A 20,951-nucleotide genomic window follows, 5' to 3' on the forward strand; every position below is an offset into this window, starting at 1 on the left:
GATCTCGTTCGTCCCCGTCCCAGACCATCCAATCCGCCCACCACGCTGTGAACGCCTCCGCACACGCCACCGCAGATTGTTTACTCTGGCTTACCAACGTGTGCGAGATAGGTGACAGAATAGCGCCATCCGCGCACTTCGCTGTTAACAAGTCGAGTCGGGGCGATCGGTGGACACGCCGGAGAGGATGGTCGTCCGAGCATGCCGGGCATCCGGAAAGTCCTCGTCATCGCGGTCACCGTGGCGGTCGTCGCCGCCGGATCGGTGCTGCTCGTCGACGTCGGCGCGGCCATTCGCAGCGAGCACCGACTCGCCCGTGCCCTCGCCGAATCACCGCGCGTCCCATTCGATCCCGAGGTGACACTCGCCGGGTTCCCGTTCCTCACCCAGGCGTCGAAGGGTGACTACTCCGGGGCGACGATCGCCGCTCGCGGTGTCGAACTACCCGGTTGCGAACCCGCCCGCGGCATCTGCCGAGGCGAACTCGGCGCCACACTCGGCCGTTTCCAGGGCCCGGAACGAGGGGATTTCACCGGGAGTGATGTTCTGCACACATCGTCGATCTCGGCCTACACCCGCCTCGACGCGGTCACCCTCGCGCGTTATCTGCGGATCACCGATCTGACGGTGAGCACGCCCGCCCCAGACGGCAAGGCCGGGGGCGGTGGTCCCCAGGACGGCGTCGTCTCCCGTTCGGAGGGTGTCGTTTTCACCGGCACGGTCGCCCTGCCGCCGGACGCCGGGCTCGCCGCCGATGATCCCCCTTCGGCGTCCTCGTTCACCGGGCCGAAGGTTCGGGTCAGCGTCGCGGTCGACCTGTCGGTCTCCGACGGCGCACTGGAGATCCGGGCCACCGACTTCTACACCGGACCCGAACGACACGTGGACGCCGACGTCCCCGAGCAGATGCGCGCAGCTGTACTCGACCGTTTCAGCATGGTCCTCCCCCCGCTCCCGATGGCCTGGGGACTCGTGGCCCAACGTGCGGAGAGCTTCGGCGGCGACGTGCAACTCGTCGCCGACTCCGGCCCCGCCGGCCTCCGGCCGGGCCGGTTCTGACAACGCCGTACGCAGCGCACACACCGCTCTGCACGCGGCCTTTCTGCGCTGGTCAGAGCGCAATCCACCCGGGGGTTCGGACTCCGATCGGCACTGTTGTACCCTCGTGGGCATGCAACAGCGCCGTGAGTACTTGCTCACACGCCGCCGGGCGATCGACTTCTGTCGTGTCGCCGATTGTTGCTGTCGCACGCACCGCTGACGGTGTGCCCTACATGCGCTGCCACGCAGTCGCATCATGCGCACCGCCGATGACGACGGGGTGCGTCTTCACCGAGGCCTGAGTCCTCTCTCCACACGCCTCCTCGCTCATCACAGATCAGAGCCCGCGGGCGTCTGTCCGCGCCTCGCCGCTGTTTCGCCACACAGATCCATCCACCACCAGATATTCATCCGAAAGGAACCAGACATGGCACGTTCCGACGTCCTGGTCAGCGCCGAATGGGCTGAACAGAACCTCAACGCCGACAAGACCGTCTTCATCGAGGTCGACGAGGACACCTCGGCCTACGACGGCGGCCACATCCCCGGCGCGATCAAGCTCGACTGGAAGCAGGACCTGCAGGACGGAATCCGCCGCGACTTCGTCGACGCCGATCGCTTCTCGAAGCTGCTGTCCGAGCGTGGCGTCGCCAACGACGACACCGTGATCCTGTACGGCGGCAACAACAACTGGTTCGCGGCCTACGCCTACTGGTACTTCAAGCTGTACGGCCACAACGACGTCAAGCTGATCGACGGCGGCCGCAAGAAGTGGGAGCTCGACGGCCGTCCGCTGTCCTCGGATGCGGTCACCCGCCCGGCCACCGAGTACAAGGCCTCCTCGCCCGACCTGAGCATCCGCGCGTTCCGCGACGAGGTCATCGACGCCATCGGCACCAAGAACCTGGTCGACGTGCGCAGCCCTGACGAGTTCTCCGGCAAGATCCTCGCGCCGGCGCACCTCCCGCAGGAGCAGGCACAGCAGCGCGGCCACGTCCCCGGCGCCATCAACATCCCGTGGTCGACCACCGCGAACGAAGACGGCACCTTCAAGTCCGACGAAGAGCTCACGGCTCTCTACGCGGGCAAGGGATTCGACGACAGCCGCGAGACCATCGCGTACTGCCGCATCGGCGAGCGCTCGAGCCACACCTGGTTCGTACTGACCGAGCTGCTCGGCAAGAAGAACGTCAAGAACTACGACGGAAGCTGGGTCGAATACGGCTCGCTGGTCGGCGCGCCGATCGAACTCGGAGAAGGAAAGTAACAACTATGTGTGCTGCACCCAAGCAGGGACAGAAGCTGCCTGCCGGCGTCGACGTGGAGAAGGAGACGGTCCTCACCGGGCAGGTCACCGACGGCTCGGGCAACCCGGTCGCGGGCGCCTTCGTTCGTCTGCTCGACTCGACCGGTGAGTTCACCGCCGAGGTCGTCGCCTCACCGACCGGCGACTTCCGCTTCTTCGCCGCCCCCGGCACCTGGACGCTTCGCGCCCTGTCGTCCGTCGGCAACGGCGATGCGTCGATCAGCCCCGAGGGCCCCGGCATCCACGAACAGGACATCACCGTCTCCAAGTGATGCACTCCTCGTCGTGGGTGTCCGAGACCTCACGACGCCGCCCGGTCACCGCACTGCGGTGACCGGGTTTCGTCGTTTTCGGGTCCCTCGAGTGGCGACCCGCTGAACCCTCCGCAGGAGCCCGGGTTAGAATTTGCCTCGTGGTCCTCTTCTTCGAAATCCTGCTGATCCTGGCCGCCGTGCTGATCACCTGGTTCGGTGTCTACACCCTCTACCGCCTGGTCACCGACGAGTCGTGACGTCCCACCCGGGAACCGGTGGAGCCGCCGACGAGCCTGCCGGCTCCGTGCCCATGGGCGACGGTGTCACGCCGCCATCGGGCGACGGTGTCGCTGTGCCCGCGGGCGAAGGTGTCGCCCATCGTTCCGGTGACGAGGCGATAAGCCAGGCCGAGGCACGGGCCGTCGAGTCCGGCAGCCGCGAGCGCAACGTCCCCACCTGGGACGACCTCCCGCTGCCCGCCGACACCGCGAACCTTCGCCTGGGCGCCGATCTCCATCCCGGCCTGCTGGCACTTCTGCCGCTGGTCGGCGTCTGGCGCGGCGAGGGCGAAGGCCACGACGCGGACACCGACACCGACTACCACTTCGCGCAGCAGATCGTCGTCTCGCATGACGGCCAGAACTTCCTCACCTGGGAGTCGCGCTCGTGGGTCATCGACGACGACGCCGTCTTCGTCCGACCAGACCTCCGCGAATCCGGTTTCTGGCGTATCGGCGAGGACGACACCATCGAGTTGCTCCTTGCCCACGCCGAGGGTTCGGTCGAGCTCTTCTACGGCACTCCCCTCAACCAGACCTCGTGGGAGTTGGCGACCGACGTCGTCATCAAGTCCCAGTCCGGCCGCCGCGCCGGCGGGGCGAAGCGCCTCTACGGTCTGGTCCCCGACGGTGACCTGGCCTACGTCGAGGAGCGCGTCGACACCGACGGCGACCTCATCCCCCGTCTGTCGGCCAAGCTCCGACGCCACGTCGGTTGAGCATCTCGCGGGATCAGCGGATTCCCGGGAGCCCCTCACCGATGAGTCCGGCCGCAACGTCGTAGATCCGAGAACGCCAGGTACAGATTCCGCTTCGGAAGGGCGCTGTAGACCAGCGACCCGAGCATGATCACGACCGACCCGTACGCCGTCGCGGCGCCGGGTCGGCCCGCCCAGCCGGGGTGAACCGTCCCCGACGCCGAGATGTAGGGTCCGTGTCCGGGTGAACCGCCGCGCCGCGGCCCCACCACGGAGAACACGTCGCTGTGGGTGGAGTACGGGGCGATCTTGAAGTCGACCCGCTCATGCGGCCCGCATTCGACGACGGTGTACTCCGCTCCGGAACGATGAACGACCGCGACCCAGGTGTCACCCGCATTGCGGACCGTGAATGTCGTTCCGCCGGAACGAAATTGGTACGTTATCCGGTCCTCTACAGGGTCCCGCAGCCGGCAGCCGGCGAGTCCGCTGACCCAGTCGGCACTCCATGGTGTGAGGTAACGCTGGTCGAAGAATTCCCGCTCCGACGGGATCGGGATGGTCACCGGCATCGCGCGACCCCGGTGGACCCACACCCCTCCGTAGATCACCGGACGACCGTCGGCTCGACGGGGTGCCTGTACATAGGTGAACGAGTCCTCGTCGGACAGGGTGATCGTCTCACCGGGTCCGAGGCGGCGGAGTTCGACGCGGCCATCGAAGAAGATGAGCGCGGCCGCGGAGCCGTCACCCCGGTTGTGGATCGTCACATGCTCGTCGTCCGCGTGGAAGAGCCCGGCGGCGTGGGGATCGGCGAAGGCGAAACGCGGTGGTGTCGCGGTTCCGAAATCCGTGTCACCCGGGCCCCAGTAGCCGTCTTGCCAATGGCTGTCGCGGGCGGCCGCTTCATTGGTTTCAGGGCCGTCGAGACCGGGTTCGATCGGGTCTTCACGGACAGCGTTCGTGGTGACCATCGTTCTCTCCCTCTGGCCGGTGTTTCCTCTGGCAGGTATTCGTGGCACGCACAACGGTGGACTGCTCCAGTTCACTCCCGCTGGAGCCCGGTCTCACGAGTAGTGCGCTACGCGGATCACCGATGGCCGTCGTGCCGGGAACGAGTGGTGGGCGGACATGAGGGCCCGAGACACGGAACGGCCCCCGCATCGCTCGAACGAGCCTCGTGCCGACCGGACCGGGTCGGGATGCGGGGGCCGGGTGACCACCTGGTATTCGTCGGCGCTGATGAGGTGGTGACCCACCTCCGGCGACACGAATGCCACACGGTCAGCTGCTAACGGATGGTCACCTCACATGTCCGATGAGAAATCACTATCAGACCACCTCCTTCCCTGTGTAACCGCGAAAGTACGCCCGCTCTCGGCGTCCCGCAACGGGATTTTCGACACGGCTCCGCCCTTCGCTCGACACCGGTTCGATCGGGGCACGCGGCTCGATCAGCTGGGTCAGACGGGGTGGATCAGGGCACGGGTACTGCGGGTGCGCCCGATCCCGGGACCGGCGCGGCCGGCGGCGCTGCCGGGGCCGGGGAGGGCGCCGGCGACTGTCCGGGCACCGGCTTGGCATCCGGCGGCAGGGACTCGACGACCTCGAGCTTGGAGCGGAAGGTGTCGTCGGTGATGACCTCGATGTGGTTGATCATCCAGCGCCCGCCCTGGCGTTCCATGTCGAAGGTCAGCCGCGACGGGTTGATGCTGACGAGTTCCTTCTGGCCACGGGTGACCGACTGGTTCATGAAGATCAGCACCTGCGAGGTGTCGGCGGTGTTGGTGACCACGCCGGCGTCCTGGATGGTGACCTCCGAGACGACCTGCTGCTTGCGAACCTCCGCGGCCAGGTTGTTCTCGGTGATCAGCTTGGTGTACTCGGGTTTGGCCGGGCCGGTGAGCACGCTCATCGACTGGTCGATGTGATCGCTGACGTTCCCGGCGTTGTACCCGAACATGGTGTTCGCGTAGTCGCGGGCGGTGGCGAGCGAGGATTCGCGCGCTTCCTCCTCCGCACGGCCCTGGGTGTACCGGTAGCCGAGGAACGCGGTGGCCGCGACGGTCGCCACCACGAGGACGGCCAGCACGATCAATCCCAGGCGCGCCTTGCTGAGCCCGGATGTCTTGCCTGCCATCACGCCACCCACTCGAAATCCGTCATCTTCAGGTCGCCGTTGATCCGGGTCATGTCCACACGCCAGCGGAACACCTTGTCCTGGGCGGGGGTCTGGCCGTCGAGCGACTGCTGATGCCAGCCGAACACCATGATCACCGAACCCTCGTCGGGTTCGGCCTTGGTGACCGCCGAACTGAGGATGATCGACTTGGTCTCGAGCTTGCCGTCCCGCACGAGCGAGGCGACCTGCTGGATGTTGTTCTGCACTTCCTGCTTGACCTTGCCGCTGGTGTCGTCCTGCACCGACCTCAGCGTCTGGTCGACGGTGTCGGGATTCATGCTCGTCAGGTTGATCAGCACCTGCGAGGCGAACGCCGAGTACTCCGCCCGCAGATCGTTCTGCTCGTTCTGCCGGGCGATGCCCAGCGCGAACACCACCGAGGCCACCGCGCAGACGACGATGACCACGATCGCGACGACGACGCCGACCACGGCCCGCGGCGATCGCCGGCCCGACCCGCGGTAGCGAACCTTGCCCTTGCCGGCCTTCTCCGGGGACTTCGACGCCAGACGTGCCCGACGTCGCTCGCGGTAGCTGACCGTCTTCTCGACCTCGGAGGGATCGGGAGCGATCTCCGACCCGGCGTCCGGCTCGGCGAGTGGCACTGCGGGGGTCGTCGTCTCCTCGGCCGACTCGACCGGGGTCTCGGCGGCGGCGGTCTCGGCAACGGGGGTCTCGGTAACCGGGGTCTGCTCCGCGGGCTTCTTTCCGGCCGGGCGGCCACGTCGGATCGGCGCCGACCGGACCGGCCTCGTCGGCTTCCGACGGTCGGTCTGGGCGGTGCGACTCGGTGCCGTGCCGGCCGGGCTCGTGGTGACCGGGGTCGACGTGGTGCCGTCAGGCGTCACGGACTGACCGTCCTGCTGATCATCGTCTGCCATGTACTGCTCTGTCCCTGCCCTTCACTCCCCGTGCCGGCGTTGTACGTCTTGCCGTCGGGTCCGATGAAGTTGCCCGACTCCGGATCGTATGTCGTGGCGTACACCGCGGGCTCCGGGGTGAAGTCCTTCGGTGTGCCCGGTGTCACGGTACCGGAGGACGCCGGCTGCCATTTCAAGCCGAACGGAAGACCGCTCTGGAACGGATCGACCGATCCCGGCAGCGGTTTGTAGCCCGTGCGGCACTCGGCCGGCGTCGTCGCGCGGCGGCCCGGGAACTCCGCACACGGGTAGTTGCGGGCGCCGCGCACGGCGACGTTGGAGTTCTGCGGCACCCGGCAGAGCATTCCCGGCGGCAGCTCGCGCGCGGTCTGCGCCGACGGCCACCGCCACTCCTCCTTGGGCAGGAAGCCGATGTTGCACACCGGCCGGTCCTGGAAGCCCAGCGAGAAGTTCACATTCGGCCCGTAGTTGTTGGTGCCGGTGTTCAGGGCGGTGATCAGTGAGTTCATCAGACGCGGATAGAGCACCAGGATCTGCTTCCAGTTCGGCAGGTAGATCGCCTGGGTCTGGGCGATCGTGCCCAGATTCGACACCAGCAACGGGTACGAACCGCCGAGCGATTCGAACAGTTTCTGTGCCTTCGACGTCGTCGACGGCCCCTTGCGGAGGATGTCGCCGATCTCGGGACGATCGGCCCGCAGCTGGTCGGTGAACGCGGTGACGTCACGGGTCCACGCCCGGATGTCGTCGGCCGTGCGGGACTGCGTCGCCAGCAGCGGAGCCCCCTGCTCGACGAGTGCGATGGTGGTGTCGGTGTTGTTGTTGGCCTCGCCGATGAACAGGGTCATCGAGTCGAGGAGCCGCTGCAGCGCTTCACCGGTGCCGTTGAAGGCGACGAAGGATTCGTCGACCAGCGACCGGAGTTTGGTGTCGCCGATCTCCTGCAGCATCGCGTCGGCCTGGTCGAGCATGGTCGAGATCTCCACGGGGACCTCGGAGACGGTGACCTCGGTGCCGTCGTGGAGGTACCCGGTCGGAGCGTCGGCCGGCGGGTTCTTGTTCGGGGTGAACTCGACGAACTGCTCACCGATCGCCGAGACGCTGCGCACCGATGCCACCGCCGACGCCGGGATGTCGGTGCCGTTGTCGATGACGAGCGTCGCCGCGACGCCGTCGTCGGTGAGCTTGACCGAGTCGACCTTGCCGACATAGACGCCGCGATAGCTGACGTTGGCGTTCTGGTACAGGCCGCCGCTGGTCTCCATGTTCAGCTGCACCCGATAGCTGCCCACGCCGAACATCGACGGGATCCGGATGTAGAACAGCGCCATCGCGACCATCGCGATCACGGTGACGATCGAGAAGATGATCAGCTGGATCCGGACGAATCGAGTGATCTTCATCAGCGCCCACCTCCCGCATACGAGGGCACCGTCGGCGGCGCCGTGGGCGACGGCACCTGCACCGGTGGAATGAGATTGGCCGGAACCGGTTCCGCGGTGTCGGGAAGCTTCTCACCACCCGGGATCAACGGCGCGGTGAAGGGGTTGAGTCCGCGAGCGGCCGCACCGGCCGGGCGGCCGAACACGCCTTCTGGGCCGGTGACGCCCAGGCCGGCGAACATCGTCTCGCTCAGCCGGTCCACCGTGAGGTCGAGGGTCAGATCCGAGTTCACGAAGTCGCCCTTGACGATTTGGCGGATGGTCGGCTCGTAGAACGGGAAGGTCAGCAGGATGTTCAGCGACTGCGTCATCGCCGGTCCCGAGGCCTGCAGCTGATCGAGGGCGGGTTCGATTCCCTTGACGATCGTGACGATGTCCTCGGAGTTGGCGCCGAGGATGTCGTTGGCGGTCTTCGACAGTTTCGACACCGAGGCGAGGGTGTCGAGGAACTGCTGACGCTGGTCGACGAGCAGCTGCAGGATCTGCGGGCTCGCGTCCAGCGCTCGTTCGATCGTGTCCTTCTGCTCGTTCATCGTGCGGGACAGGCGATCAAGCCCCTCGGTGGCGCGGATGATGTTGTCCTTCTGGGCATTCAGATCCGCAACCAGGGTGGTCAGCCGCGGGATGAGTTTCTTGATCTGCGTCTCACGTCCGCCGAACACCTGGCTCATCTCGTGCACGATGTCGCCCACCTGCGACAGCCCGCCGCCGTTGAGGACCACCGACAGCGAGCTCAGCACCTGCTCGGTGCTCGGGTAGGTGCACGCCGCGACCTGTTGCGCGGCATTGATGTCGGGCACCGTCGGCACCTTGGGATCGGTGACGATGTTGGACTGTTCGGGACACTTGGTCAGCGGGATCTCGTCGCCCGCTTCGAGGCGTCCGCCCTCCGGTTCGGCGGGCTGGACTATCTCCAGGTGCGTCGAGCCCAACACACTGGTCATCCCGACCATCACATGCGAACCGCGCGGGACGATGACGCCGTCGTTCAGACGGATCGTCACCTGTGCGTTCCAGTCCTTCACCGCGATGTCGCCGACGCTGCCGACGTTCGCATCGTCGATGAGGACCGGGGCGTTGTTCACCAGTCCGGCGGCGGACGGGATGAGGGCGGTGATCTGGTAGGAGCCGCCGCCGGTCCCCTCCGCACCCGGCACGGGCAGCGAATTCGGTCCGTCGAAAGAACATCCGGCGAGGAGCGCGGTGAGCGCCACCGCGCCTGCGGCCAGTCCGCCGCGTAGGCGTGCCGAGGTCATCGGTCACCCCCGAACGGCACCAGGAGGTTTCCGAGCGGCGAACCGGCGTTGTCCCGCCGCGTCTCGTTGTCGATGCGCCGCACGCCGGCCTGCGCCCGCGCCTTCACGTTCGCATTCTGGTACTGCAGCTGACTCGGCAGCGCATTGGTTCCTTGCACCGGGTTGGTGAGGAAGGGCGGGTAGTTCATCGAGATCGACGACAGCACCGGCGCGAGGATCTCGACGCATTTGTCGATGTCCTGCATCGACGTTCCCGGACGGTTGGTGGCATCCATCGAACCACACAGCAGCGTGATCAGGTTGGTGCCGTTGCCCAGGCCGAAGACGCCCGACAGCGAGCCGGAGAGCGGGTTGTAGATGTTGTAGAAGTTCGCGAGCTGGTTGGGCGCGGAGTGCAGCACGCCCTCGACCTGCTCGTTCTTGTCGGCGACGATCTTGGTGGTCGCCTGCAGCCGTTCCACCGACGAGGCCAGTGCGTCCTTGTTGGTGTCGATGAAGCCCTGCACGTCGGTCATCGCCGAGTCCAGGCCCTTGAGCGCCTCGTCGAGCTCGGTGGTGTTGTCGGCGAGAACCGAACTCACCGAGGCGAGCCGGCCGTTGAACTGCACGAGCTGCTCGTGGCTGCCCGACAGCGCGTCGGTCAGCTTCTGCAGACTCTGGATCGTCGAGAACAGATCTCCCCGGCCGGCGGCGAGGGTGCCGATGACGTCGGAGACCTCGCGGATCGACTTGTTGATCGCGGCGCCGTTGCCCTCGAGATTCTCGTCGAAGACGTTGACCGCCCTGGCCGCCGAGCCCTGGTCGGGACCCTCCGGACCGATCGCCTCGGTCAGCTTCGTGAGCTGGGCCTTGATGTCATCCCATTCCATCGGGACCGCCGTGCGATCCATCGGGATGTCGTAGCCGTCGGACATCACCGGGCCGCCCGAGTAGACCGGGGTCAGCTGGACGAAACGCCCCGACACCAGGCTCTGCGCAACGATGACCGCCTTCGCGTCCTCCGGGATGTCGACGCTCTTGTCCACGCGCAGTTCGACTTTCACGTCGTTCTCGCGGGGCGTGATCTTCGAGACCCGGCCGACGTTCACACCCAGGACCCGCACGGGATCACCCTCGTAGAGGCTCGCGACCGATCCGAAGTAGGCGGTGAAGGTGTTCGTCGTGGACCGGAGGAAGACCGTCCAGCCGACGACGACCAGGGCGATCACGAGTACCACGGCGAGCACACCGAGCAGCACCTTGCGTCCGATGGTCATGTTCACCGCCCTCTCGTGGTCGGCGCCGGCGTGGGATAGGTCGGGGATGGCAGCGGGCCGCGTGGCGAGTCCGTGCCGTCGGGGGGACCGAGCTTGTAGTAGTCCGGGATCAACGGGAAGCCGGTATACATCAGCGACTGCCAGACCTGCGGGTAGCGTCCGCGCAGCGCGTTCAGGAAGGTCGCGGTGTAGTCGCCGAAGCTGTTGAGGCCCACCAGGGAGTCGAAGTTCGGACCGGACGCCACCGCCTCGCCCAGGGTGTTGGCGAAAGGCCCGAGCCGATCGATCGTCTCCTTCAGGTTCTTCTCGTTGTCGGTCAGGATCGTCGCCACCCGGTCGAACTTCTCGAGCACCGGCGTCAGCTGTGCGTTGTTCTCGGCGATGAAGCCACGCAACTGAGCGGTCACGTCGCCGATGCCCTTGATCAGCTGGTTGAGCGCGTATCTCCGCATCTCGATCTCGCCGACCAGGGCGTTGGCGTCGATGAGCAGCCGGTTGATCTGGTCGTTGCGGTCTCCGACGATCTTGCTGACCTGATTGGCCTTGGCCAGCAGGGCACGGAGTTCCTGGTCGCGGTCGGCCACGGCCTTCGACAGCCGGGCGACGCCGTCGACCGCGCCCTGCACCTGGTCGGGTGTCTCGGAGAAAGTCACCGACAGCGTGTTCAGCGCGGTGTTCAACTGGTCGGTCTTCGTCCCCGAGATCGTGTCGGTAGCGCCTTCGAGTGCGTCCTGCAACGAATACGGCGCGATGGTGTTGCCGAGGGTGATCGATCCCCCCGGCTTGATCCGTTCGCCGCCGTGCGGGATGACCGTGAGGTTGCGCCGGCCCAGCACGGACTCGGTGCGGATGGCGGCCTGCGTCTCGTCGCCCATCTCGACCTCGTCGTTCATCCGGAACGAGACCTTGACCTTGGTGCCCTGGTCGGTGCCGGCGAGTTCGATGCCCTCCACCGTGCCCACCTGCACGCCCGACACCACCACGATGTCGCCCTTGGCGAGTCCGCCGGCGTCGTCGAAGTAGGCGCTGTAGGTGCTGATGGGTGCCAGGTACGGCAGCTTGTCCATCTGCATGGCGGTGATGACGACGAGCGCGATCACCACGATGCCGATGACACCCACCTGCGCCCGGGTGCGTCCGCCGCGCTTCTGCTCGCGCGCGATGTCGGCCTCGTCGGATTCGGTTCTGCGGCTGGAGAACATGCCGCCGAAGGGAAGACTCATGAGCCGTCACACCTTCCGCCCGCGCGGGTGGTGTCGCCCATGACGTTGTTCGAGGTGTAGATGATCGTCTGTCCGCCCGGCGCGGGGAGCAGTAGTCGGATGCGGCAGAAGTAGATCTGCAGCCAGGCACCGTAGGAACCCAGGTTCGACAAGGTCTTGTAATCCTCCGGCAGGCGCGTCAGCAGATTGCGGACGAATGGCTCGGCGGCCAGCAGCTCCTCCGACACCCGACCGGTGTTGGCGACCATCGACTGCAGCGTGGGACGGGTTGTCGAGAGCAGATCGGCGAGACCGTTCGTGACCCGCGACGTCTGGGTGAGGGCATTGCCGATCGTGCCCTTCTGCTCGGCGAGGCCGGTCACCAACTGCTGCAGCAGGTCCACGCTGGTGTCGAGTCCCGCGCGGTCGCCGTCGAGGGTCGCGAGTGTCGTGTTCAGGTTGTTGATGACGCTGTCGATCAACTGGTCGCGGTCGGCGAGTGCATCGGTGAACGACGCGGTGTTGGCCAGCAGGGTGTTCAGCGCCCCGCCCTGGCCCTGGAAGACCGCGATCAGCGAGCTGGTGAGCGCATTGACGTCGTCGGCGTTGAGGGTCCGGAACAGCGGTTTGAAACCACCGACGAGTTTGTCGAGGTCGAGTGCCGGTTCGGTCTGGGTGATCGGGATCTGCGCACCGTCGCCGAGGAAGCTCGAGGTGTCACCGGTCCCCTGCTGGAGTTCGAGATACCGGTCGCCGGTGAGGTTCTCGTACCGGATCAGTGCCCGAACGGATTTCGGGAGCGGGTACTGCTCGTCGACGGAGAAGGTGACCACGGCCTCGTTTGCCCGGTTCAGTTCCACACCGCCCACGGAACCGACCTCGACGCCGGCGATCTTGACCTTGCTGCCCGACTTCATCGCCGATGCGCTGGTGAAGACCGCGGAGAACTCGTTCGACGCCCCGGAGCGGTACCGGCTGAAAACCACGACCAGCGCGACGAACACCAGGATCATCACGACGGTGAACGCGCCGAGTTTGATGAGGGTCGCGCGGAACGCGCGTGCGCGGTTATCCACGGGGCGGCTCTTCGAACAGGATCTGGAACAGCTTCTTCGAGTTCACCTTCGGCTTGGTCCTGGGCTCGTAGGGCTGAGGAGCGTTGTCGCCCACGAAGAACGGGGCGTGTTCGGTACTGCCCGGGTCGGAGAGACCACCGGCGCAGGTGGGCGGTGCCTCGACCCCGACCTTGGGCAGGTCATACGGGTAGGCGTAGGGGTCCTTGCCGGGGAACAGTCCGGCGTCGAGCATCAGCATGCCGTTGCGGCCACCCATGAACGGTTTGGCGACCTCCGAGGCGATGGCCCCCGCGGTGAGGAAGCACTTGATGCCCGGCGAGTTGTAACCGAGCAGCGCAGCAATGGGATTGAGATCCGACAGCGCGCCGATGAGCGTCTTCTTGGTCGGCGCGATGACACCGTCGATGGTGTTGGCCATCCCGGTGGCGTTGATCAGCAGCGCGTCGAGGTTGGAGGTGTTGTCCACCAATGTGTTTCCGACGACGGTGAAGTTGTCGACGGTGCGCATCAGGTCCGGCATCGAGTCCGCGTAGACGTTGGTGACGGTCGCCCCCTCTCGGAACAACCGGTTCAGCGCCGGCAGGTGCGGATTGGTCTTGCCCAGCAGCGTGGTCAGCTGCTCCAGGGCCACACCGATGTCCTCACCCTGACCCGACAACGCGGTGTCGACCGCACCGAGGGTGGCGTTGAGTTTCTCGGGCTGCAGGTCGGCGAGCACCGAGACGAGTTGCTGGAAGACGGTGTTGAGTTCGACGACCACGCGGTCGGCGGGGATGACCGCGCCCGCGGTGAGTTCTCCCTCGGCCTCGCCGGGGACGACGAAGTTGACGGCCTTGGCGCCGAAGATGGTGTTGGACTTGATGTCGGCGACCACGTTACCCGGGATCTTCGACATCTCGCTGTCGGCGATGTCCAGGGTGAGGATCGCGTCGCCGCCGCGTTCGGTGATCTCGCCGACCCGCCCCACCTCGACCCCGCGCAGTTTGACCTTGGCGTCGGGATTCATCACCAGGCCGGCGCGCGGTGCGACGAGCGTGACCTGTTGGGTTCCCTTGAACGCGCCGAGGAACGACGCGCTGGCGCCGATGATCAGGGCCAGCAGCGCCGAGACCATGACGACTGCCGCCAGGCGACGGGTGGTCCGTGTCCGTTCTTGTCTCTTGCTCATCGCTCAGCCCGCCAGGTTGAACTTGCCGTCCGCGCCGTAGATGGCGAGGGAGGTGAGCAGGGTGATGACGACGACCACGACCAGCGAGGCACGAACGGCGTTGCCGACCGCGACGCCCACGCCGACCGGACCGCCGGAGGCGTTGTACCCGTAATAGGTGTGGATGAGCATGACCGCCACGGCCATACAGATGGCCTGCACGAACGACCACAGGATGTCCGACGGGATCAGGAAGGTGTCGAAGTAGTGGTCGTACACACCCGGCGACTGTCCGTAGAGGAACACCGTCGCCGAGCGGCTCGCGAGAAACGATGCCAGGGACGCCAACGCGTACAGCGGGATGATCGCGATCAGACCGGCGACGATGCGGGTGCTGACCAGATACGGGATCGAGGAGATGGCCATCGTCTCGAGGGCGTCGATCTCCTCCGACACCCGCATGGCGCCGAGCTGCGCGGTCGCGCCGGCGCCGATGGTCGCGGCCAGCGCGATCCCGGAGATCACCGGCACCGCGATACGCACGTTGATGAACGCGGAGAAGAAGCCCGTGAGGGCCTCGACGCCGATGTTGGCCAGCGAGCTGTAGCCCTGGACGGCGATGGTGCCACCGGTGAACAGCGTCAGGAAGCCGACGACCACGACGGTGCCGCCGATCATGGCGAGTGCCCCTGTGCCCATGGAGATCTCGGCGATGAGCCGGAGGGTCTCCTTTTTGTACTGCTTGAGCGCACGGGGGATCGACACGATGCTGTCCCAGTAGAACAGTGCCTGATCGCCGATCTGGTCCCAGTCCTCGCCGGCTCGTTTCACCGCGACGCGCGCGGTCCGGAAGCGGGTGGTGAACGGAAGTACCATCGCTCAGCCCGCCGTTGCTTTGAGTCCGACGGCGGTGACGACGACGTTGACGACGAACAGTGCCATGAACGAGTACACGACGGTCTCGTTGACGGCATCGCCGACACCCTTCGCGCCTCCCTTGACGTTGAGTCCCTGGTAACAGCCGACCATGCCGGCGAAGAGGCCGAACAAGGCGGCCTTGACCATGGAGATCATCAGCTCGCCAAAGCCGGTGAGCAGGGTCAGATTGGCCACGAAGGCGCCCGGGTTCACGTCCTGGAGGTATACGGAGAAGACGAAACCGCCACCGATGCCAATGGTGCAGACCAGGCTGTTCAGCAGGAGGGCGACGCCCGTCGACGCCACGATGCGCGGGACGACGAGACGGTGGATCGGGTTGATGCCGAGCACCTTCATCGCGTCGATCTCTTCGCGGATGGTGCGGGCGCCGAGGTCGGCGCAGATGGCCGTGGCACCCGCACCTGCGACGATCAGCACGGTGACGATCGGGCCGATCTGGGTGATGGTGCCCAGGGCCGCGCCCGCACCGGACAGATCCTGCGCACCGATCTCGCGCAGCAGGATGTTCAAGGTGAAGCTCACGAGCACCGTGAACGGGATTGCGACGAGCAAGGTCGGCACCATCGACACCCGGGCGATGGCCCACGACTGTTCGACTGTCTCCCGCCACTGGAACGGACGACGGAAGAGCTCACGCGCCGAATCGACGCCGAGCGCGACGAAATCCCCGATCCCCCCGAGGGGTGTTGCCAGTTTGTTCAGCACCAGCGGACCCCCTTCACCCTCGCACCATCGCGAAACCTATCACGCAGAATCCCGGCGATTAAGTCAGTTGACCAGAGCGCTTGCCGAGAACGTACGTCCCGGATCTCGGTCGGCGAAGTAGCCGGTGAGAGTCTTGGCCAGGTCCTCCGAGTCCCACGCATCGCCGTCGGCGGTGAACACCTCGTCGATCGTGGGTGCCGCCATGAGGGTGACCTTGGGGCCGTATACGACGAACACCTGTCCGGTGACGCCGTCGGCTTCGGGGCCGGCGAGGTAGGTCACGAGACGGACCACATGTGCTGGATCGAGCGGATCCACGCCATCGCTGGGCGCCTCTCCGAAGACGTCCGCGGTCATCGCGGTCCGCGCGCGCGGGCAGATGGCGTTGGCGCGAACGCCGTAACGCTTGAGTGCACGCGACGCGGACAGCGTGAGCGCGGTGATGCCGGCCTTGGCGGCACCGTAGTTGGCCTGCCCCTCGGGACCGAGTAGACCGGCCTCCGAAGAGGTGTTGATGATCCGGCCGTAGACCGGACCACCAGCAGCCTTCGACGCCGCACGCCAGTGCGACGCCGCATTGCGATTGAGCAGGAAGTGGCCGCGCAGGTGCACGCGGATGACCAGGTCCCACTCGTCGTCGGTCATGTTGAACAGCATCTTGTCGCGAACCACGCCCGCGTTGTTCACGACGATGTCGAGCGAACCGAGCTGCTCGGTCGCCGCGGTCATGATGGCAGTCGCGGTGGACGAGTCGCTGATGTCGCCGGGCACGGCGATCGCTCGACCACCGGTCGCGGTGATCGTGTCGATGACATCGCTCGAATCGAGCGCTGCCGGAAGGTCGTTCACGACGACCGCGGCCCCTTCTGCGGCGAGACCGATGGCCTCCGCCCGACCGAGACCTGCACCTGCACCGGTGACGACCGCGACGCGACCGTCCAACGAGTAACCCACCCGACATCCTCCTGAGCTGAAACTAGAACCTGTTCTAGCAGGATTCCCGATCAGATGGAACCGAGCGGGAGTTCCAGCTCTGTCAGTCCTCGACGACCGAGAGTGCGGACTTCGGGCAGTTGGCCGCCACCTGCCGCAGTTCCTCGACGCGGTCCGCGGGGATCTCCTCTTGGAGAATGACCAGGTAATCGTCATCATCCGGGTCGAAGAAGTCCGGTGCCATCCCCACACAGATGGCGTTGGACTCGCACAGGTCGAAATCTGCCTTGATACGCATCAGAACCTCCTCCTCACCGGCTCGTCGCCTGTTGACGGGGCTGCCAGAACAGGTTAGAACGTGTTTCAGAAACTAGACGAGCCTTCCCCCATAACTTGACCACAAGCGGGGTTCGGACGCTAGCCACCCACCCATGGAGTTTCGATGCGAATCGCCTATACCGATCAACAGTCCGAGCTCCGGCGGGAGCTGCGTGGCTACTTCTCGTCCCTGATGACCGAGGAGCGCCGCGCGGCGCTGTCCGGCGGCGACGGCGAACTCGGCGAGGGGGACGCCTACCGCGATGTCGTTGCGCAGATGGGCGCCGACGGCTGGCTCGCCCTCGGGTGGCCCACCGAGTTCGGCGGCCAGAACCGCTCGATGATGGATCAGCTCATCTTCACCGACGAGGCCGCCATCGCAGGTGCCCCGGTTCCCTTCCTCACCATCAACTCGGTGGCGCCGACGATCATGCACTACGGCACGGAGGACCAGAAGGCCTTCTTCCTACCGCGCATCGCGGCAGGCAAGCTGCACTTCTCCATCGGCTATTCCGAGCCGGGCGCCGGCACCGACCTCGCTGCGCTGCGCACCACCGCGGTCCGCGACGGCGACGACTACGTGATCAACGGCCAGAAGATGTGGACGAGCCTGGTCCCCTACGCCGACTACATCTGGCTCGCCTGTCGTACCGATCCGTCGACGCTGCAGGAAGGCGGCAAGAAGCACAAGGGCATCTCGGTGCTCATCGTGCCGACGACCGCCGAGGGTTTCGATTACACCCCGGTGCACACGATGTCGGGGGTCGACACCAGCGCCACGTACTACCAGGACGTGCGGGTACCGACGTCGGCGATCGTCGGCGACGGGGGCGGCGGGTGGCCGCTGGTGACCAACCAGCTCAACAACGAGCGCGTCGCCCTGTGCAGCGCGGCACCGATCCAGACCGCTCTGCGCGAGACGATCGCCTGGGCACAGCACACCAAGACCGGCGACGGACAGCGACTCATCGACGCCCAGTGGGTTCAGCAGAATCTCGCCCGGGTGCATGCGAAGGTCGAGTTCCTCAAGTTGATCAACTGGAAGATCGCCTCGATCGCCGGTTCGGGCGAGGCGCCGAGCCCCGCCGACGCCTCGGCGACCAAGGTGTACGGCACCGAGTTCGCCACCGAGGCCTACCGGTTGCTGATGGAGGTCGTCGGCCCTGCGGCGACGCTGCGCGCGGGAAGCCCCGGCGCCCACCTCAACGGTCGGCTCGAACGCTTCCAGCGCACCTCGCTGATCCTCACCTTCGGCGGCGGCACCAACGAGGTCCAGCGCGACATCATCGCCATGCTCGCCCTCGGTCTTCCCCACCAGCGTCGCTGACGACTCACTCGAAAGAGGCACTCCACCATGGATTTCTCCCTTCCCGAATCCGGTGACGACGTCAGTGGCCTTGCCCGTGACATCGCCACCGCCGTCAGCACGCCCGAACGCGTCGCCGAACTCGAATCCGCACGCGCACCGATCGACGCCGAACTCTGGCGGCAACTCGGCAATGCGGGCCTGCTGGGGCTCGAGTTGACATCGGAGGACGCGGGCGATGCCGGCGGCGATCTCGGCGTCATCGAGAACGCACTCATCGCAACCGAACTCGGCCGGACTCTCGCGCGGGTGCCGTTCGGATCGCATGCGATCGCCGCACTGCCGGTCATCGCCGCGCACGGGTCGACGGCTCTTCGTGAGCAGGTGTTGGCTTCGGGGGCCTCTGGTGGTCTCGTCGTCTCGGTGGCCGTCGAGGAGGACCTGGGCTCGCCCACCGACTCCCCCACCACCTCCCTCTCGTCCGACGGTTCGCGACTGTCCGGCGTCAAGGTCAACGTGCCCTATGCCGAGGCCGCTGATCTGCTGCTGGTCGACGCGGTCGGGCCCGACGGCGTCGTGGTGGTCGCCGTGCGCACCGACTCGACCGGGGTCCGGGTCACGGCCGCGCCGTCGACCGGACTGATACCGACCGCGCAGGTCGAGTTCGACGACGTGCCGGTGGATCCCGACGCCGTGCTCGAGGGTTCCGGCGTGGCGGACGCCCTGTGGGCACGGGTGACGCTGGCCTGTTGCGCCGAACAGTCGGGTGTCGTGCAACGCGCGCTCGAGCTGACCGCCGAATATGCCCGTGAGCGTGAGCAGTTCGGCCGGGCGATCGGCTCTTTCCAAGCCGTCGCCCAGCGTCTCGCCGACGGTTACATCGACGCTCAGGGTCTCGCGCTGACGGCCACCCAGGCCGCTTGGCTGCTGGCGAACTCGGACAACGCCACCGAGGTGCACAACGCGATCGCGACTGCCAAGTTCTGGGCCGCGGAGGCCGGGCATCGGGTAGCGCACACCACGGTCCACGTGCACGGTGGCGTCGGCCTCGACACCAGCCATCCGGTTCATCGATACTTCCTGCGCGCCAAGCACAACGAGTTCGCCTACGGATCGGCGACGGCGTCGGTACGCGCGATCGGCGCCGAGTTGGCCGCCACCCCGGCGTGAGCGCGCCGGGCCGGGTGTCGACGGGGTCGGTGGTGTCGACGGTCGGCGACCTGCTCGCCCCCTTGAGCGAGGTCACCGACCGCGGTGTGTACTTCGAGGAGGAGTTCACCTCGTGGGCACGCCATCTGGAGGGCGCTGCGGTCCGGGCGGACGTCCTGCTCGAGTGGTTGTCACCCGACCGGCCACCCCATGTCGGTGTACTACTCACCAACACACCGGAGTTCAGCGCCCTGTTCGCGGCCGCGGCGCGGCACGGCTTCGTCCTCGTCGGACTCAACACCACTCGACGCGGCGCCGCGCTCGCCGCCGACGTCGCGCGCGCCGACTGCCAGATCGTGCTGTGTGGCAGCGATACCCGCGACCTGCTTGCCGGCGTCGACCTCGGTGACGTCCGCGTCGTCGACGTCGATGGTCCGGAGTGGTCGTCGGCGATCGAATCGGGTGCCGCGGCACCGCTGGTCGAAGCGACGCCCGACGACCTGCTGATGCTGATCTTCACGTCGGGAACCACCGGCGATCCGAAGGCTGTGCGCTGCACGCATCGGACCTTCGCGGTCAGCGGACCGATGCTCGCGGAACGGTTCGGAATCGGTGCCGACGATGTCATCCATCTGTCGATGCCGATGTTCCACTCGAACGCGATGATCGCGGGATGGAGCGTGGCCGTCGCGGGTGGTGCGTCGATCGCGGTGCGTCGCAGCTTCTCCGCACGCGGCTTCGTCGCCGACCTCCACCGCTACGGCGTGACCTACGCCAACTACGTCGGAAAGCCGCTCAACTACATCCTCGCCACCGACCCACATCCCGACGACGCGTCGAGTTCATTGCGCATCATGTACGGCAACGAGGCGTCGGCGGTGGATCGGCAACGCTTCGCCGTCCGCTTCGGCTGCCGCGTCGTCGACGGATTCGGGTCCACCGAGGGCGGTGTCGCGATCACCCGGACCCCGGACACCCCGCACGATGCGCTGGGTCCGCTTCGTGCACCGACCGCCGTCGTCGACGTCGAGACCGGTGAACCCGCACCGCCCGGCGTAATCGGTGAGATCGTGAACTCCTCGGGGCCGGGGTTGTTCGCCGGCTACCACAACGACCCCGACGCGACGGCCGAACGCATGCGCGGCGGCGTCTACCACACCGGCGATCTCGCCTGGGTGGACGACGACGGCTACCTGCACTTCGCCGGCCGCCTCGGCGACTGGTTGCGCGTCGACGGGGAGAACCTCGGCACCGGACCCATCGAACGAATCCTGCTGCGGCATCCCGCGATCCGACAGGTCGCGGTGCACGGGATACCGGTGGAGATCGGGGACGAGATCGAGGCGGTGATCGTCGCGGACGGTGACCTGGACCCCGAGGACTTCGCCGACTTCCTCTCGGCGCAGAACGATCTCGGCCCGAAGCAATGGCCACACCGGGTGCGGATCGTCGACTCGCTTCCCGAGACCGCCACGTTCAAGACGGTGAAGCGCCTACTGGCATCCGATCCCGGCCCGCCCACCTGGCGACGTGAGGGTCGAACCTACCGCTCCTGACGCAGACCCACCCCTTTTCGGCGTTT

Annotated in this window: 20 protein-coding genes; 7 read left to right on the forward strand and 13 right to left on the reverse strand. The window is 66.6% G+C overall.

Annotation, left to right across the window (positions count from 1 at the left end; all coding sequences use genetic code 11):
* Nucleotides 1-201 precede the first annotated feature (201 nt).
* From GOAMI_RS12880 to GOAMI_RS12900, 4 genes are all read left to right on the forward strand, one after another.
* Nucleotides 202-1,059, forward strand: coding sequence for an LmeA family phospholipid-binding protein (locus GOAMI_RS12880; protein WP_006436974.1), 858 nt, complete (start codon nt 202-204; stop codon nt 1,057-1,059).
* A gap of 409 nt (nt 1,060-1,468) precedes the next feature.
* Entirely contained in the window at nt 1,469-2,308 is an 840-nt protein-coding gene (locus GOAMI_RS12885; protein WP_006436975.1) for a sulfurtransferase, read from the forward strand.
* 5 nt (nt 2,309-2,313) lie between these two features.
* Nucleotides 2,314-2,619: a DUF1416 domain-containing protein gene (locus GOAMI_RS12890; protein WP_006436976.1), complete on the forward strand. Its 306-nt coding sequence runs from the start codon at nt 2,314-2,316 to the stop codon at nt 2,617-2,619.
* 292 nt (nt 2,620-2,911) lie between these two features.
* Nucleotides 2,912-3,598 (forward strand): heme-binding beta-barrel domain-containing protein, encoded by a 687-nt coding sequence (locus GOAMI_RS12900; RefSeq protein WP_035760795.1) that lies wholly within the window; start codon nt 2,912-2,914, stop codon nt 3,596-3,598.
* A gap of 35 nt (nt 3,599-3,633) precedes the next feature.
* Here the strand turns inward: GOAMI_RS12900 and GOAMI_RS12905 are convergent, their stop codons facing one another.
* The 13 genes from GOAMI_RS12905 to GOAMI_RS12970 all read right to left on the reverse strand — a co-directional run bounded on the left by GOAMI_RS12905 (nt 3,634) and on the right by GOAMI_RS12970 (nt 16,894).
* Nucleotides 3,634-4,551 carry a hypothetical protein gene (locus GOAMI_RS12905; protein ID WP_006436978.1) on the reverse strand — a complete coding sequence of 306 codons (918 nt, stop codon included), beginning with the start codon at nt 4,549-4,551 and terminating at the stop codon, nt 3,634-3,636.
* A 503-nt stretch (nt 4,552-5,054) separates the two neighbouring features.
* Nucleotides 5,055-5,717 carry a hypothetical protein gene (locus GOAMI_RS12915; protein WP_006436979.1) on the reverse strand — a complete coding sequence of 221 codons (663 nt, stop codon included), beginning with the start codon at nt 5,715-5,717 and terminating at the stop codon, nt 5,055-5,057.
* Complete coding sequence (locus GOAMI_RS12920) at nt 5,717-6,607, reverse strand: Rv1363c family protein (RefSeq protein WP_006436980.1); 891 nt, start codon at nt 6,605-6,607, stop codon at nt 5,717-5,719. Before GOAMI_RS12920 ends, GOAMI_RS12915 begins: the two co-directional genes overlap by 1 nt.
* Entirely contained in the window at nt 6,604-8,043 is a 1,440-nt protein-coding gene (locus tag GOAMI_RS12925) for an MCE family protein (protein WP_006436981.1), read from the reverse strand. Before GOAMI_RS12925 ends, GOAMI_RS12920 begins: the two co-directional genes overlap by 4 nt.
* A complete protein-coding gene (locus GOAMI_RS12930; protein WP_006436982.1) occupies nt 8,043-9,338 on the reverse strand; it encodes an MCE family protein in 1,296 nt (431 codons plus the stop codon). The genes GOAMI_RS12925 and GOAMI_RS12930 overlap by 1 nt, the downstream gene beginning before the upstream one ends.
* The gene (locus tag GOAMI_RS12935) at nt 9,335-10,594 is read right to left on the reverse strand and encodes an MCE family protein (protein WP_006436983.1); all 1,260 of its coding nucleotides are present in this window, start codon (nt 10,592-10,594) and stop codon (nt 9,335-9,337) included. The genes GOAMI_RS12930 and GOAMI_RS12935 overlap by 4 nt, the downstream gene beginning before the upstream one ends.
* Nucleotides 10,595-10,596: 2 nt before the next feature.
* Nucleotides 10,597-11,817, reverse strand: a complete 1,221-nt coding sequence (locus GOAMI_RS12940) for an MCE family protein (protein WP_006436984.1) — start codon at nt 11,815-11,817, stop codon at nt 10,597-10,599.
* On the reverse strand, nt 11,814-12,872 hold the full coding sequence (locus tag GOAMI_RS12945; RefSeq protein ID WP_006436985.1) for an MCE family protein: 1,059 nt from the start codon (nt 12,870-12,872) through the stop codon (nt 11,814-11,816). Before GOAMI_RS12945 ends, GOAMI_RS12940 begins: the two co-directional genes overlap by 4 nt.
* The gene (locus GOAMI_RS12950) at nt 12,865-13,986 is read right to left on the reverse strand and encodes an MCE family protein (protein WP_040004809.1); all 1,122 of its coding nucleotides are present in this window, start codon (nt 13,984-13,986) and stop codon (nt 12,865-12,867) included. Before GOAMI_RS12950 ends, GOAMI_RS12945 begins: the two co-directional genes overlap by 8 nt.
* A gap of 57 nt (nt 13,987-14,043) precedes the next feature.
* Nucleotides 14,044-14,895: an MlaE family ABC transporter permease gene (locus tag GOAMI_RS12955; protein ID WP_006436987.1), complete on the reverse strand. Its 852-nt coding sequence runs from the start codon at nt 14,893-14,895 to the stop codon at nt 14,044-14,046.
* A gap of 3 nt (nt 14,896-14,898) precedes the next feature.
* The gene (locus GOAMI_RS12960) at nt 14,899-15,663 is read right to left on the reverse strand and encodes an MlaE family ABC transporter permease (RefSeq protein WP_006436988.1); all 765 of its coding nucleotides are present in this window, start codon (nt 15,661-15,663) and stop codon (nt 14,899-14,901) included.
* Between the two features lie 63 nt (nt 15,664-15,726).
* Nucleotides 15,727-16,617 (reverse strand): 3-oxoacyl-ACP reductase, encoded by an 891-nt coding sequence (locus GOAMI_RS12965; RefSeq protein WP_006436989.1) that lies wholly within the window; start codon nt 16,615-16,617, stop codon nt 15,727-15,729.
* Between the two features lie 82 nt (nt 16,618-16,699).
* Nucleotides 16,700-16,894, reverse strand: coding sequence for a ferredoxin (locus tag GOAMI_RS12970; RefSeq protein WP_006436990.1), 195 nt, complete (start codon nt 16,892-16,894; stop codon nt 16,700-16,702).
* A 144-nt stretch (nt 16,895-17,038) separates the two neighbouring features.
* Between GOAMI_RS12970 and GOAMI_RS12975 the strand changes: the two genes are divergently transcribed.
* Genes GOAMI_RS12975 through GOAMI_RS12985 form a run of 3 tightly spaced genes read left to right on the forward strand, consistent with a single transcriptional unit; the run spans nt 17,039 to nt 20,925 of the window.
* A complete protein-coding gene (locus GOAMI_RS12975; protein ID WP_006436991.1) occupies nt 17,039-18,241 on the forward strand; it encodes an acyl-CoA dehydrogenase family protein in 1,203 nt (400 codons plus the stop codon).
* Nucleotides 18,242-18,268: 27 nt separating this feature from the next.
* Complete coding sequence (locus GOAMI_RS12980; protein WP_006436992.1) at nt 18,269-19,390, forward strand: acyl-CoA dehydrogenase family protein; 1,122 nt, start codon at nt 18,269-18,271, stop codon at nt 19,388-19,390.
* Nucleotides 19,387-20,925 (forward strand): long-chain-fatty-acid--CoA ligase, encoded by a 1,539-nt coding sequence (locus GOAMI_RS12985; RefSeq protein WP_006436993.1) that lies wholly within the window; start codon nt 19,387-19,389, stop codon nt 20,923-20,925. The genes GOAMI_RS12980 and GOAMI_RS12985 overlap by 4 nt, the downstream gene beginning before the upstream one ends.
* Nucleotides 20,926-20,951: the final 26 nt, after the last annotated feature.

Origin of the sequence: Gordonia amicalis NBRC 100051 = JCM 11271, from assembly GCF_000332995.1 — a bacterium.
GTDB classification, from domain to species: domain Bacteria; phylum Actinomycetota; class Actinomycetes; order Mycobacteriales; family Mycobacteriaceae; genus Gordonia; species Gordonia amicalis.